The organism is Proteus vulgaris, from assembly GCF_033708015.1.
Taxonomy (GTDB): Bacteria; Pseudomonadota; Gammaproteobacteria; order Enterobacterales; family Enterobacteriaceae; genus Proteus.
In genome coordinates, this window is record NZ_CP137920.1 from 1,037,812 (window position 1) to 1,053,089 (window position 15,278).

The following is a 15,278-nucleotide window of genomic DNA, read 5'->3' on the forward strand; positions in this document are numbered from 1 at the left end:
ATCGCGAGGCTTTTTGCTTTCTATCTACTCTCTTATTTCTCATAATGTAACGCCTTTGTTTAGCATCAACTAACAATGCTAATATCATCTAATCAGCGACAATTTAGTGACTTTGCGATAAAGTAACTCCTATCTATTTACTAACATCAATCAACGCGGGAGGTCACCTTTGATCCCGGACGTATCAAAAGCGCTTTCTTGGTTGGAAGCACACCCTAATGTTTTATGTGGCATCCACCGTGGTATAGAGCGTGAAACTTTAAGAGTTACGCCAGAAGGTCATTTAGCATCAACTGAGCATCCTATTTCATTAGGTAAATCATTAACTCATAAGTGGATCACAACTGATTTTGCCGAGTCCTTATTAGAGTTTATTACACCTGTTGATGACAACATTGCACATACCTTGCATTTTTTAGGTGATTTACATCGCTATACCGCACGTCACTTAGATAATGAACGTATGTGGCCTATGAGTATGCCTTGCTTTATTGAAGGGGAAGATAAGATTACGCTGGCTCAATTTGGCACATCTAATGTTGGACGTTTTAAAACACTCTACCGTGAAGGGCTTAAAAATCGTTATGGCGCGTTAATGCAAACTATTTCAGGTGTGCATTACAATTTCTCACTGCCTATCGAATTTTGGCAAGCATGGGCAAATGTAAAAGACGAAGAGAGTGGAAAAGAGGCGATTTCTGACGGTTACTTGCGTCTTATTCGTAACTACTATCGCTTTGGTTGGATCATTCCATTCTTTTTTGGTGCATCGCCGGCAATTTGTGGATCTTTCTTAAAAGGAAGAGAAACAAATCTCCCCTTCGAAAGCACTTCTAAAGGGGCGAAGTATTTACCTTATGCAACGTCATTACGTTTAAGTGATTTAGGATATACCAATAAATCTCAAAGTGATTTAGATATCACCTTTAATCATCTTGAAACTTATGTAAAAGGGCTGAAAAAAGCGATTCACAAGCCTTCAGAAGAGTTTGCTAAGTTAGGTGTTAAGAAAGAGGGGAAATATATTCAGTTAAACACCAATGTGTTACAGATTGAAAATGAACTCTATGCACCTATTCGTCCTAAACGTGTGGTTAAAGGTGATGAATCACCTTCTGATGCGTTATTACGCGGTGGTATTGAATATATCGAGGTTCGTTCACTGGATATCAATCCATTTACGCCAATTGGTGTTGATGAAACTCAAATTCGCTTTCTCGATTTATTCCTGATCTGGTGTGTATTAGCAGATGCGCCAGAAATGAGTGCATCTGAATTAGCGTGCTGCCGTTCAAATTGGAATAACGTTATTCTAGAAGGGCGTAAGCCAGGTCAAGTAATAGGAATGGGTTGTGGCGAAAGAACAGAGCCACTCGCGCAAGTTGGTAAAGCTTTATTTGCTGATTTAAAACGTGTTGCTAATGTTCTTGATTGCTGTTCAGGCACTAAATATATGGAAGTTTGCGTTAAGTTAGAAGAAATGTTTGATAATCCTGAATTAACTTTTTCTGGAAGACTTTTAGACAAAATTAAAACGCAAGGTATTGGTGGTTTTGGTTTGTCTTTGGCTGAAGAATATTACCAAGAATTAATTAAAACACCTTATGAAACGTTAACCGATGAAGCTTTTGATCATGAGAGAATTTCATCCATAAAACGTCAAGAAGAGTTAGAAAAGAGTGATACCATTTCTTTTGATGAGTATTTGAAGATCCATGCGGGGACAAACACCGATAACGTGGCTTCCTAAACTTAGATAGAAAAAAGCCACACTAAAATTTGTGTGGCTAAAAAATTCTATAGAGAAATAGGGATGATAACAATTTGCGCGTATTCATTACTAAGACCGAGCTACTTGCAGAAAGTTTCATTTTTTCTTAAAAATATTTAAATTTTTCTTAGGAGGTTTTTTATGCCTTTATTGGATAGCTTTACTGTTGACCATACACGTATGTCAGCACCTGCTGTACGCGTTGCAAAAACAATGAAAACGCCGTCAGGTGATACCATCACGGTATTTGATTTACGTTTTACTGTGCCAAATAAAAAAGCCATGCCTGAGAAAGGAATTCATACTCTAGAGCATCTATTCGCTGGATTTATGCGTAATCATCTTAATGGTGATGGTGTTGAGATCATTGATATTTCTCCAATGGGATGCCGTACAGGCTTCTACATGAGCTTAATTGGGCAACCAGAAGAGCAACGTGTAGCTAATGCATGGAAAGCGGCAATGGAAGATGTTTTGAAAGTAAAAGATCAAAACCATATCCCAGAATTGAATGTGTACCAATGTGGTACCTATGAAATGCATTCCCTGACAGAGGCACAAGATATCGCACGCGATATTTTATCTCATCGTATTGGCATTAATCATAATGATGAATTAGCACTACCTGAAGAGACGTTAAAAGAGCTACATATCTAAGCCATCGCTAATTTATAACATTAGGGGATAATAGATCAGAAAATTCGCATTCTGATTTATTATCTCTTTTTTATTTTTATCTCCTTTGTTCTTTTTCTTTTCTGCACACCATTGTTTTATTTTCTTATCTTCTTATATTGTTAGCATCGTAATGGATTAAATTGATATTTAATACACGGAGTATACTTCTGCTATGGAACATCGCCAATTTTCATCACCTAAATTAGTGTTAGAGTTTTTTGTTCGAGAATTTTATTTTGTAGGTAAAGGCACATTACGTACTCAATTTCCTAAAGATGCCTTTTTCTATCAAGGACGTTCTAAAGCACTTGAATATCGTTACTTTGAGCGAGTCCATAAACAGTATGTTAAACGCACTCAGTGCGAACCAGAGCTTATTATCAAGCCTGATTTATTATTGTTATCGTCTGAACTCAATTCTGAATTATTTACCAAAATCACTCAATTACAAACCAACACCATAATGAAGATCAGTGGTGATTATCTTTATAAAGAAAAAGAAGAAGAACAATACCGCTGGTATTTTCAACAAGATGAAATCAAAACAAATAGTTATAGTGGTGAGAATTTACAGTTAAAATATGAAAATATTCGTAGCTTAGCACCTCATCATTTTAATATTGAAGCAATAAATGATGAGGGGGCGATTATTACTAATTTTCCACGCAAGTCGCTTTCTCTTACTTTGAATAAAGGCGAAACAGCGTGTTTTATTTGTAGACGTGAAGAGTATGGTGCTGATTATTCTTATCAACCTGCATTAAACTTAGTTATGTGGGTGAAAAATCATGGTTTTTATTCTGCTTATCAACAATTAAATCCTGCAATACTAATACAAGAACAAGTGATAGAGCCTTTCTATATGAAAGCTGCGAGAGAGTTTGATTTTCGTAATAGTAAATTACGATTTGAACTAGGATAAACAGCAAAAAGCGCCTTAGAAGGCGCTTTATATTCACTAATGATGCGGAATAGAAAGGTGGCGAATTAACGCCTTTTTGATAACGTTGTCCTGAACTTCAAGTATTTCAAATTCGTAGTCACTCACTTTTATTTTATTACCAATAATAGGCAAGTCACCTAACTCTTCAATAATGACACCGTTGATCGTTCGAGCTTCATCTTCAGGTAAATGCCAGCCAAAAGCTTTATTGATATCTCGAATATTTGTTGTGCCATCAACTAATAGTGAACCGTCTTTTTGAGGGATAACCTCTTCAGCTAAAGAGGGGGACATCGAAGTAGTAAAGTCACCAACTATTTCTTCAAGAATATCTTCAACGGTGACTAAACCTTGGATTTCGCCATATTCATCAACCACAATACCCGCTTTTTCATTATTACGTTGGAAATTGACGAGTTGTAGGTTTAATGGTGTGCTTTCAGGAATAAAGTAGATTTTATCGGCAGCTTTCATCAGAATTTGTTTGGTAAATTCTTTTTTCTCAGTCATTAAACGATAAGCTTCTCGTACTCGTAACATACCAATTGCATCGTCAAGAGTATCACGATAAAGCACAATTCGACCGTGAGGAGAATGCGTTAATTGTCTGACGATCGATTTCCATTCGTCGTTGACATCGATACCAAAAATCTCATTTCTTGGTACCATAATATCGCCAATTGTCACTTTTTCTAAATCTAGAATCGACAGCAACATATTCTGATTTCTTTGTGAAAGCTTTGATTTAGATTCATTAACGATAGTTCTTAACTCTTCTTTTGAAACCGCATTTCCCTGTATTACTGGGGATTTGATACCAAAAATACGCATGAGTATTAATGTGATTTTATTAAAAAACCAGACAATGGGTAACATCAGTTTTTGCAAAGGAGAGAGAACAATACTACTTGGGTAAGCAACACGTTCTGGATACAGTGCCGCGATTGATTTTGGAAGCACTTCAGCAAAAATAAGGATGATAAAAGTCAGCACACCTGTGGCTATTGCTACACCTGCATCACCATATAAACGTATACCAATAATGGTCGCTAGTGCAGACGCAACAATATTAATTAGATTATTGCCAATCAATACTAAACTAATCAATCTGTCAGGACGTTGTAATAATTTTTCCACACGTTTTGCAGCACGATTTCCTTGTTTTGCAGCATGACGAAGGCGATAGCGATTAATCGTCATCATACTGGTTTCAGTCCCAGAAAAATAAGCTGAGGCAATAATCATACATACAAGTATGATAATGAGCGTAGTTGTCGACACATGCTCCAAAATTGAGATCCTTTTGCTACCCTAAAATAGAAAATTAATTAAGCACTAACTCTTGTAATAAACGATTACCAAAAAAAGCTAATGTCAAAATAATAGCGCCAATCAAATTAAAGATAATGACTTTCTTTCCTCTCCATCCTTCTCGGAAATGTCCCCATAATAAAATGATGTAAACAAACCAAGCAATGATAGAAAAAATAGATTTATGGATGTTTTCCTTACCAAAAATATTATCCATATACACCAAACCTGTGCATAAGGTCAGTGTCAGCAATACCACACCCACTTGTGTAATATGAAACATTTTACGCTCAATTGACATTAATGGTGGCATTTGAGGTGAGAATTTTAGTTTCTTATTTTTTAGTTGATAGTCGAGCCAACTAAGTTGTAATGCATAGAGAGCGGCAATTAACAGTGTGGCATAGCTTAATAAAGCCAGCCCAATATGAATAAAGAGTGATGTGCTACTTTCAAGATGTGTAACAAATTCACCCGGCATCAGCGCTGCAATAACGAGATTAACTATTGCGAAACAATAAACAATAGGCAGTAAGAACCATGCACGACCACGAGAAGCCACAATTGTCATGATAACGCAGACCATTAGGCTAACAATTGCACCTAGATTGGTGAGTGAAAGATTCTGTCCGCTATGCGGGCGGAAAATTAAAAATTTTAATGAAATGGCATGTGCAATGAGTGCAATTACCGCAAATAGCAGAGCTAATCCGCGGTATCCATTCTGCTCTTTCCGTAACAGACCGGGCAAAAACAGCACCAGACTGAGTAAATAAGCGCAGACAGCGACGATAGAGATTGATATAACGGGCATAGTTTCGCTTACATATATTGTTTGAATAACTTCCTAGTATAGCGCTAGGAGGATACGGCTCCAACTATTGAAGTCATTAAGCTTAAATCTCTATGCAGAGATCCGCGAGTCATCGTGATATAATCGGTGGCATACATGACCGATAAGCCCAACTTTAACACTGAGCTAAGATAATGTTTGAGAATTTAAGTGACAGACTATCGCGCACATTGCGCAATATAAGCGGTCGAGGAAGACTGACCGAAGAAAACATTAAAGAGACACTGCGTGAAGTGCGTATGGCTTTACTAGAAGCTGACGTTGCCTTACCAGTGGTTCGTGATTTTATTGCGCGCGTCAAAGAGAGCGCAGTAGGTCATGAAGTTAACAAAAGCCTGACACCGGGTCAGGAGTTTGTAAAGATTGTTCAAAATGAACTCGTCAATGCGATGGGGGAAGTGAATACCGACCTTGATCTATCAGCACAGCCACCTGCTGTTGTCTTAATGGCGGGGTTACAAGGTGCTGGTAAAACGACCAGTGTCGCAAAACTAGGTAAATTCTTAAAAGAGAAAAAAAAGAAAAAAGTTCTTGTTGTTTCTGCTGACGTTTATCGCCCAGCAGCGATTAAACAGCTTGAAACGTTAGCCGAAACGGTTGGCATTGATTTCTTTCCTTCGACAGTTCAAGAAAATCCAGTCACAATTGCAAGTAATGCATTAAAACATGCACAACTTCAATTCTATGATGTATTGCTGGTGGATACAGCGGGTCGTTTGCACGTAGATGAAGGCATGATGGAAGAGATCCAACTTCTCCATAAAGCCATTAACCCAGTTGAAACGCTGTTTGTTGTTGACGCTATGACAGGTCAAGATGCGGCAAATACAGCAAAAGCATTTAATGAAGCATTGCCATTAACAGGGGTTGTATTAACCAAAGTTGATGGTGATGCGCGTGGTGGTGCGGCATTATCAATTCGCCATATCACGGGTAAGCCAATTAAATTCCTCGGTGTTGGGGAAAAAACAGAAGCGTTAGAACCTTTCCATCCCGATCGTATTGCCTCTCGTATTTTAGGCATGGGTGATGTTCTGTCTTTGATTGAAGACATTGAAAGTAAAGTTGATAGAGCACAAGCTGAGAAGCTTGCTACAAAACTTAAAAAAGGTGATGGCTTTGATCTAAATGATTTCTTAGATCAATTAAAGCAGATGAAGAACATGGGCGGCATGGCGAGTATGTTAAGCAAAATGCCGGGTATGTCTCAGGTGCCAGATGCAGTAAAATCACAAATGGATGATTCAATTTTAGTGAAAATGGAAGCGATTATTAATTCCATGACTAAAAAAGAACGCCAAAAACCAGAAATCATCAAAGGTTCCAGAAAACGTCGTATTGCTGCGGGTTCAGGAACGCAAGTGCAAGATGTCAATCGTTTATTAAAACAGTTTGATGATATGCAACGTATGATGAAAAAAATGAAAAAAGGTGGCATGGCTAAGATGATGCGTAGCATGAAAGGTATGATGCCACCTGGATTCCCAGGCCGATAAAATCAAAAAGCCTGAAAAAAAACGTGCTTTGGATTGCTTTTTTCGCCAAAGTGAGTAAACTTTTCGGGCTTTTTATATGACAACCGGACTCCGTTCCTCGATGGCGTCTGGTTGTTTTATTAACTAATGAGGATGTTATGGTAACAATTCGTTTAGCTCGTGGCGGCGCAAAAAAGCGTCCGTTTTACCAAGTAGTAGTAACCGATAGCCGCAATGCGCGTGATGGTCGTTTTATTGAACGTGTCGGTTTTTATAACCCACTGGCAACCGGTAATGCAGAAGAATTACGTTTAGACGTAGACCGTGTTGAACACTGGGTTGCTCAAGGCGCAACAGTTTCAGAACGTGTTGCTGGCCTGATCAAATCAGCGAAGAAAAGCGCTTAATCTGTCGCGGTGGTAACAATGAGCGAACAAAAAACCTTAAAAGAGCCTGTAGAACCTATTGTTATGGGTAAATTGGGCTCACCTTACGGGATCCGTGGTTGGCTCAGAGTTTTTTCCTCCACCGAACACGCCGAAAACATTTTTGAATATCAACCGTGGTTTATTCAGCGTCATGGACAGTGGGAAACCATTGAAATTGAAAGTTGGAAACATCACAACCAAGATATTATCGTCAAGCTAAAAGGTATTGATGACAGAGATGCGGCTAATTTCCTGACTAATTTTGAAATTGTCGTAAATGCTTCGCAACTTCCAGAACTTGAAGGTGAATATTACTGGAAAGATCTGATGGGTTGCCATGTAGAAACGGATAAAGGCTACGATCTGGGTGTTGTTACAGACATGATGGAAACGGGCTCAAATGATGTCATGGTGATTAAAGCGAATCTGAAAGATGCGTTCGGTATCGGGGAACGGTTAGTTCCGTTTCTTGATGGGCAGGTTATCAAGAAAGTCGATCTCTCAGCGAAAAAAATTATCGTTGATTGGGATCCTGGTTTTTAGATTATCCGGTTAACGGTTCTCAATAGTGGGACACAAAAATGTGGATTGGGGTAATTAGCCTATTTCCAGAAATGTTCCGCTCTATAACCGAGTACGGGGTGACTGGTCGGGCAGTGAAGCATGGTCTGCTCAATGTAGAATGTTGGAATCCCCGAGATTTTACATACGACAGACACAATACCGTTGATGACCGTCCTTATGGCGGTGGTCCTGGTATGTTGATGATGGTTCAACCTTTAAGGGAAGCTATTCATCAAGCAAAAGCTGCGGCAGGTGATGGAGCAAAGGTGATTTATTTATCACCTCAGGGACGCAAACTCGATCAACAAGGAGTTTGTGAACTGGCAACAAATGAGAAATTAATTCTGGTTTGTGGTCGGTATGAAGGTATAGATGAACGTGTCATTCAGACTGAAATCGATGAAGAGTGGTCTGTTGGTGATTACGTATTAAGTGGTGGGGAATTACCGGCCATGATAATGATAGATGCAGTAGCGCGCTTTGTACCGGGTGTTCTCGGACACGCAGCCTCTGCGAAAGAAGATTCTTTTGCTGAAGGTTTACTGGATCATCCTCACTATACTCGTCCAGAGGTTTTAGATGGTATGGAGGTTCCGGCAGTTTTACTGTCAGGCAACCACGCCCATATTAATCGCTGGCGCATGAAACAATCACTGGGTCGAACCTGGCTAAGAAGACCTGAGCTTCTGGAAAGCCTAGCTCTGACTGACGAGCAAAGAGTGCTGTTAACAGAGTTCCAACGGGAACATCTGTCAGGAACAGCAGAGTAAGTCTGACACAAGATGTCATTAATATCAGTTTACCTAGGGTAAGAGAGTTATTATGAGCAATATTATTAAACAAATCGAACAAGAACAGATGAAGCAAGATGTTCCTTCATTCCGTCCTGGTGACACTTTAGAAGTTAAAGTATGGGTTGTTGAAGGTTCTAAAAAACGTCTGCAGGCATTCGAGGGCGTGGTTATCGCTATTCGTAACCGCGGTCTGCACTCTGCATTCACTGTTCGTAAAATTTCTAATGGCGAAGGTGTTGAGCGTGTATTCCAAACTCACTCACCAGTCGTTGATAGCATCACTGTGAAACGTCGTGGTGCGGTTCGTCAAGCTAAACTGTACTACCTGCGTGAGCGTTCAGGTAAGGCTGCTCGTATCAAAGAGCGTCTTAACGCTAAATAATACGCTTTCGCACATCCGAAAGTTATTGTTAAAAGGTCAGCATTTGCTGACCTTTTTTTATCTCTGTTACTTCTATATTCCTATCTCATCTACTCATCTTATATTGAGATTCATTAAAAGATAACATGTAAACTTATATTTACATTTTGGTATATTAATTTAATCTCTATCACATTATTTTATTTTCTTTTGTTTTTTATAACTATGTGTAATCTAATGTTTATTTTTTATATTAGTACTTGGTGTAAAGTTATAATTACAACATTGTCAAAATTATTAAAAATATGGATTGATTTCTTTACATTGCATGTTATCTTATCTTTCAGACACACAAAAATCACAATGACAGATATAAAAAAGGTAAAGATTATGATCATGCAAAAAGACGCACTCAATAATGTGAATATCAGCGAAGAGCTGGTTTTAATTACTCCAGAAGAGTTAAAACAAAAATACCCATTGAGTCGCAATGATCTGCATGCCATTGCTCAGTCACGTCAGACAATTTCTGAAATTGTCCAGCGTCGTGATCCTCGCTTACTCGTGGTATGTGGGCCTTGTTCCATTCATGATGTCGATGTTGCGTTAGATTACGCAAAACGCCTGAAAGTCTTAGCGTCTGAATTAAGTGATAGTCTGTATATTGTGATGCGTGTCTACTTTGAAAAACCTCGTACAACAGTTGGTTGGAAAGGTTTAATTAGTGATCCATTTATGGATGGTAGTTTTGAAATGGAAAAAGGATTACATATTGCCCGTAAGCTACTAACTGAACTTGTGCAATTAGGGCTACCTCTGGCGACAGAAGCATTAGATCCTAATAATCCACAATACTTAGGCGATTTATTTAGTTGGTCCGCAATTGGAGCCAGAACAACAGAATCTCAGACTCATCGTGAAATGGCATCAGGGCTTTCAATGCCAGTTGGATTTAAAAACGGAACAGATGGTAATTTAGATACTGCGATCAACGCAATGAAAGCGGCTTCTATGCCACACCGCTTTATGGGAATTAATCAATCAGGACAAGTTTGTTTATTGCAAACACAAGGTAACCCTGATGGTCATGTCATTTTACGTGGTGGCAAAACACCTAACTACCATGAAGAAGATGTTGCTCAATGTGAAGCTCAGATGGCAAAAGCAGGATTAAAACCATCATTAATGATTGATTGTAGCCATGGTAATTCTAATAAAGATTTTCGTCGTCAAACGGTGGTGGTTGATTCTGTGATTGAGCAAATCACTAAAGGTAATGAATCTATCACTGGTATTATGTTAGAAAGCCATATTAATGAAGGCAATCAATCGTCAGAGCAGTCTCGTAGCGAAATGAAATACGGTGTTTCAGTAACAGATGCGTGTATTAGTTGGGAAACAACGGAGTCTGTGTTAAGAAATTTACATGCTCAACTTTCCCCAATTTTGGCTCAGCGTGAAGCACAGTTAAAAAAAGTTAGTTAATCATAAAGAAAAAAGAGGCAAGCATAGATGGCTGAAGAATTACAAAGTTTGCGTGAGCAAATTGATCAGGTAGATAAATCACTGCTTTCTTTACTCGCAAAAAGAATGCAATTGGTAGCTGAAGTGGGAGAAGTTAAAAACCGTCATGGCTTACCGATTTATGCACCTGATAGAGAAGCCTCCATGCTTGCTTCTCGTCGTAATGATGCACAAATGATGGGGATTTCTCCTGATTTAATTGAAGATGTATTACGCCGAGTAATGCGAGAATCCTATACTAAAGAAAATGATAAGGGATTTAAAACACTCAACCCTCAATTAGGTAAAATCGTTATTGTGGGAGGAAATGGGAAAATGGGTAAACTATTTTCTCGTTTGTTTACACTCTCAGGCTATCAAGTTGAAAGTTTAGAAGCTGATGAATGGCAAACTAAATCGCCCGCTATTTTTGATAATGCAGGAATGGTGATTATCAGTGTACCCATTCATTTGACTGTTGAGGTGATTAAAGCGCTTCCTGTTTTGCCTAAAAATTGCTTACTTGTCGATCTCGCTTCTATTAAAAAGGCGCCTTTAGAAGCAATGTTAAAGGCACATAGTGGACCTGTTTTAGGTCTTCATCCAATGTTTGGCCCTGACGTCCCCAGTTTAGCGAAACAGGTTGTGGCGTACTGCGAAGGACGAAACCATACAGAATTTGAATGGCTGTTAGAGCAGTTAATGGTATGGGGAGCAAGAATTGAGGCTATTACGCCAGAAGAGCATGATAAAAACATGAGTTTTATTCAAGCACTTCGACATTTTACGACCTTTGCTTATGGTCAGCATTTAGCAAAAGAAAAAGTGGATTTGGCCAGCTTACTGCGACTCTCGTCTCCTATTTATCGTTTAGAATTGGCAATGATAGGGCGCTTATTTGCTCAGGATCCTCAACTTTATGCTGATATTATTTTGTCATCGAAAGAGAATATTGCCTTAATTCGTCGATATCATCATTCATTAGGTCAAGCTATCGATTTATTAGATATAAATGCCAAGAGTGAATTTGTTCATTCATTTAATAACGTGAGTGATTGGTTTGGTGATTATGCTTCTCAATTTATGAAAGAGAGTGGTATCTTATTACAAAAAGCGAATGATAGCCGAATATAGTTAAATTATTTGTTATATAAAAGGCCGAGCAATAAAATAAATTGTTCGGCCTTTTTATATTATTAATTATTTTAAGTTTAACTTATCATTATTCATTATCATAAAATGACCAAACATCGCCGCTGGGCTCTGTGGTCTTGCTATTATTTTGAGGTTATTCATTTATTGATGATTTATTTTCTTTTATATCTTCATAAAAATGAGCACTTATATAACGAATGAATAAAAATTGACGTATCAAAATATACATTTTATTCATAATAAACAATGTACTATAACTTAATAGTTTTTAGGATCTGGACATGGACTTACTGTACAACGGTTCGAATCTGATTGACTAGCTAATGAGTAAGTGTAATAACTCTCTTGTGATTTAATGTTATCTGCGGTATTAGTGAAAAATAGACTTGAAATCAGTATGATAAAAGCATTCATATTCTTCTCCCTGCCATTTTAAAATTTAATAATAGATAAGAATCATCTATTTTCATTCGAAAAATAAATGTGAAGAATTATAAATATACATTTAAAAACAATAAGATAAACATTTATTTTTATTAATCAACTAATCCATTCTATATTTATTGTTATTTAATTGTTATTACAGGGTTTAATTAAATAAAAATTAATGTTCAATATTGTCTTTTTATTAAAAATTATTTGTTGATGAGATCTTAAAACTGAATGAAATTAAAAGGCATTGTGAAAACTATAACAATGATCAAAAAAATGGTTATAACAGTTGTCGTAAATTATATTTCATAAACTCTTTTTTTGAAAAAAAAGTGCTGAAAATTTAATTATATTATTTTTTATTTATATTCTGCCGTGTTTTTCAAGGGGTAATTTATGGATTTTTTAATACAACTCGCCATTATATTAGTGTGTCTATTTTATGGAGCTAGGAAGGGAGGAATTGCATTAGGTCTATTAGGCGGTGTAGGTCTGGTTATTTTAGTTTTTATTTTTAACCTGCCTCCAGGAAAACCACCTGTTGATGTAATGTTAGTTATTATTGCCGTTGTTTCTGCCTCAGCGACATTACAAGCATCTGGTGGATTAGATGTTATGTTGCAGATAGCAGAAAAATTATTACGTAAAAATCCAAAATATATTTCTATTGTTGCGCCACTCGTAACTTGTACTCTTACAATATTATGTGGTACTGGGCATGTTGTTTATACCATATTGCCTATTATTTATGATGTGTCGATTAAAAATAATATTCGCCCTGAAAGACCTATGGCAGCAAGTACAATCGGCTCTCAAATGGGGATTATTGCCAGCCCTGTTTCCGTTGCTGTTGTGACATTAGTCGCAATGCTCGGTGGTGTGACTTTTAATGGTAAACACCTTGAGTTCCTAGATTTATTGGCAATTACTATTCCTTCTACTTTTATTGGTATTTTAGCTATTGGTATTTTTAGCTGGTTTCGAGGGAAAGATTTAGATAAAGACCAACGCTTCCAAGAATTTGTTTCAGTTCCTGAAAATCATGATTATGTTTATGGTGATACAGCAACACTTCTAGATAAAAAGCTACCGATGAAAAACTGGGTAGCAATGTGGATTTTCTTAGGTGCAATTGCTGTTGTTGCAATATTAGGTGCCTTTTCTGAAATACGCCCTGTTTTTAATGGTAAACCATTATCTATGGTGCTTGTTATTCAGATGTTTATGTTATTAGCTGGCGCATCAATTATTATTATTTGTAAAACCAATCCTTCTCTTATTTCTAAAAATGAAGTGTTCCGTTCAGGGATGATAGCAATTGTTGCTGTATATGGTATTGCTTGGATGGCAGAGACAATGTTCTCTGCACATATGAAAGAAATAGAAGCAGCATTGGGGCAATTAGTTCGGGAATACCCTTGGGCTTATGCGGTTGTATTATTGTTAGTATCTAAATTTGTGAATTCACAAGCAGCTGCTTTAGCCGCTATTGTTCCTTTAGCATTGGGGATTGGTGTTGATCCTGCTTATATTATTGCGTCGGCACCCGCTTGTTATGGTTATTATATTCTACCAACTTACCCTAGTGACTTAGCCGCAATTCAATTTGACCGTTCTGGTACAACTCGAATAGGGCGTTTTGTCATTAACCACAGCTTTATTCTACCGGGATTAATTGGTGTTACCGTTTCTTGTGTCTTTGGTTGGGTATTTGCAGCGATGTATGGTTTCTTATAATTCATTTTAAAATAAAAACAAAAAAGAAAAGCCGGATAGTTATATGCTATCTGGCTTTTCTTTTTGAGTGAGGTTATTTCACTTCAACAGGAACAACATTTTCTGAAGGATAACAACCTAGGATTTTTAATGAACGTGTAGTTTGTGATAAATCGTGTAAGGCTTTTTGCATATTGATATCACGTAAATTTGCTTGAACATCAATATAAAACATCTCTTCCCAAGGCGTGCCATTAATAGGACGAGACTCAAGTTTGGTCATAATAATATCGTATTTTTTTAAAATCATTAATGCATCGACTAATGCACCCGCTTGTTGCCCTGTTGCCATTAAGAAGGTTGTTTTCGCGGGCACTTGCTCTGAAACATCAATAGCTTTTCGTGCAATAACAATAAAGCGTGTTACGTTTATTTGTTGGTTTGCTAAATTGCTAGCCAAAGGTTTTAAACCATAAAGAGAGCCTCCCGCTTCACTCCCAATAGCAGCAACATGTGGTGATTGTGCAAGAGCTACTTTTTCCATTGCAGCCGCTGTACTTTCGCAGTATTCGATTTTCCAGTGTGGATACTGATTTAAATAATGGCTACATTGCTGGAAAGGTTGAGGGTGACTATAAATAGTTTGTAACTCTTCTGTGCGGGTATCAACACTTGTTAAAAGGGCATGATTAATAGGAATGCGAATTTCTCCAACAATAGAGATTGATGTTGTTTGCAGTAAATCGTAAACATCATTAATGGCACCAGAACTGGTATTTTCAATTGGAAGCAAACCGTAATCAGCTTGACCTGTATCAACAAGTGTAAAAATGTCGTCAAACTTCTGACAAGTGCAATCAATGAAGGTATCAAAATGGCGAGCGGCATATTGACGAGCCGCAATATGTGAATAAGAGCCTTTAGGTCCTAAATAAGCAATTCTGGCCGATGCATTGGGTGTCGCATTAAGGTGTTGTTGTAGAATGGCTTGTTGAGTTAATACGGAGTCTTCAATGATCATTTGAAAAATACGACTAATATAAAAACCATCTAGCCCAACGTTTTTTCCTTTCTCAATTAATAAATCAAGTAGTTCACGCTCACGATTTTTATCTCTAATAGGGCGATGTGTATTCAATTTAAATTGAGCAACATCAGCAGATAATTGACGTCTGTTTGCTAACAATGTTAGTAATTCTGAATCTAACGTTGTGATTTTATCTCTGATTGCTAATAAATCGAGTTTTTCCATGTTTAAGCCCTATACCGTTATGTCATACCATCATAAATAAAA

General features: G+C 37.5%; 14 protein-coding genes and 1 other annotated feature (1 of these 15 running past the window's edge). Of the genes, 11 read left to right on the plus strand and 3 right to left on the minus strand.

Annotated features, from left to right (window positions below; genetic code table 11):
• Positions 1 to 169: 169 nt before the first annotated feature.
• The 3 genes from gshA (at position 170) to SB028_RS04875 (ending at position 3,371) form a co-directional block, all read left to right on the plus strand.
• On the plus strand, positions 170 to 1,750 hold the full coding sequence (gene gshA, locus SB028_RS04865) for a glutamate--cysteine ligase (protein ID WP_069367093.1): 1,581 nt from the start codon (positions 170 to 172) through the stop codon (positions 1,748 to 1,750).
• Positions 1,751 to 1,912: 162 nt separating this feature from the next.
• Positions 1,913 to 2,428 carry an S-ribosylhomocysteine lyase gene (luxS, locus tag SB028_RS04870; RefSeq protein ID WP_069367094.1) on the plus strand — a complete coding sequence of 172 codons (516 nt, stop codon included), beginning with the start codon at positions 1,913 to 1,915 and terminating at the stop codon, positions 2,426 to 2,428.
• A 193-nt stretch (positions 2,429 to 2,621) separates the two neighbouring features.
• Positions 2,622 to 3,371 carry a hypothetical protein gene (locus SB028_RS04875; RefSeq protein ID WP_248620767.1) on the plus strand — a complete coding sequence of 250 codons (750 nt, stop codon included), beginning with the start codon at positions 2,622 to 2,624 and terminating at the stop codon, positions 3,369 to 3,371.
• Between the two features lie 36 nt (positions 3,372 to 3,407).
• Here the strand turns inward: SB028_RS04875 and SB028_RS04880 are convergent, their stop codons facing one another.
• Complete coding sequence (locus tag SB028_RS04880) at positions 3,408 to 4,682, minus strand: CNNM domain-containing protein (RefSeq protein ID WP_069367096.1); 1,275 nt, start codon at positions 4,680 to 4,682, stop codon at positions 3,408 to 3,410.
• A 34-nt stretch (positions 4,683 to 4,716) separates the two neighbouring features.
• Entirely contained in the window at positions 4,717 to 5,517 is an 801-nt protein-coding gene (locus SB028_RS04885) for an inner membrane protein YpjD (protein ID WP_069367097.1), read from the minus strand.
• A gap of 173 nt (positions 5,518 to 5,690) precedes the next feature.
• Between SB028_RS04885 and ffh the strand changes: the two genes are divergently transcribed.
• The 8 genes from ffh (at position 5,691) to SB028_RS04925 (ending at position 14,005) form a co-directional block, all read left to right on the plus strand.
• Positions 5,691 to 7,052 carry a signal recognition particle protein gene (gene ffh, locus SB028_RS04890; RefSeq protein ID WP_023580979.1) on the plus strand — a complete coding sequence of 454 codons (1,362 nt, stop codon included), beginning with the start codon at positions 5,691 to 5,693 and terminating at the stop codon, positions 7,050 to 7,052.
• Between the two features lie 137 nt (positions 7,053 to 7,189).
• Entirely contained in the window at positions 7,190 to 7,438 is a 249-nt protein-coding gene (rpsP, locus tag SB028_RS04895) for a 30S ribosomal protein S16 (RefSeq protein ID WP_004244772.1), read from the plus strand.
• 18 nt (positions 7,439 to 7,456) lie between these two features.
• Entirely contained in the window at positions 7,457 to 8,002 is a 546-nt protein-coding gene (gene rimM, locus SB028_RS04900; RefSeq protein WP_006534751.1) for a ribosome maturation factor RimM, read from the plus strand.
• Between the two features lie 38 nt (positions 8,003 to 8,040).
• A complete protein-coding gene (gene trmD, locus SB028_RS04905; protein WP_006534750.1) occupies positions 8,041 to 8,793 on the plus strand; it encodes a tRNA (guanosine(37)-N1)-methyltransferase TrmD in 753 nt (250 codons plus the stop codon).
• Between the two features lie 52 nt (positions 8,794 to 8,845).
• Complete coding sequence (rplS, locus tag SB028_RS04910) at positions 8,846 to 9,199, plus strand: 50S ribosomal protein L19 (RefSeq protein ID WP_023580978.1); 354 nt, start codon at positions 8,846 to 8,848, stop codon at positions 9,197 to 9,199.
• Positions 9,200 to 9,568: 369 nt separating this feature from the next.
• A complete protein-coding gene (locus SB028_RS04915; protein WP_069367098.1) occupies positions 9,569 to 10,663 on the plus strand; it encodes a 3-deoxy-7-phosphoheptulonate synthase in 1,095 nt (364 codons plus the stop codon).
• 27 nt (positions 10,664 to 10,690) lie between these two features.
• A complete protein-coding gene (gene tyrA, locus SB028_RS04920; protein ID WP_069367099.1) occupies positions 10,691 to 11,815 on the plus strand; it encodes a bifunctional chorismate mutase/prephenate dehydrogenase in 1,125 nt (374 codons plus the stop codon).
• An 849-nt stretch (positions 11,816 to 12,664) separates the two neighbouring features.
• Positions 12,665 to 14,005 (plus strand): anaerobic C4-dicarboxylate transporter, encoded by a 1,341-nt coding sequence (locus SB028_RS04925; protein WP_069367100.1) that lies wholly within the window; start codon positions 12,665 to 12,667, stop codon positions 14,003 to 14,005.
• A gap of 73 nt (positions 14,006 to 14,078) precedes the next feature.
• Here the strand turns inward: SB028_RS04925 and pheA are convergent, their stop codons facing one another.
• On the minus strand, positions 14,079 to 15,236 hold the full coding sequence (gene pheA, locus SB028_RS04930) for a bifunctional chorismate mutase/prephenate dehydratase (protein WP_069367101.1): 1,158 nt from the start codon (positions 15,234 to 15,236) through the stop codon (positions 14,079 to 14,081).
• A 35-nt stretch (positions 15,237 to 15,271) separates the two neighbouring features.
• Positions 15,272 to 15,278, minus strand: a sequence feature (Phe leader region) (it continues 110 nt past the right edge of the window).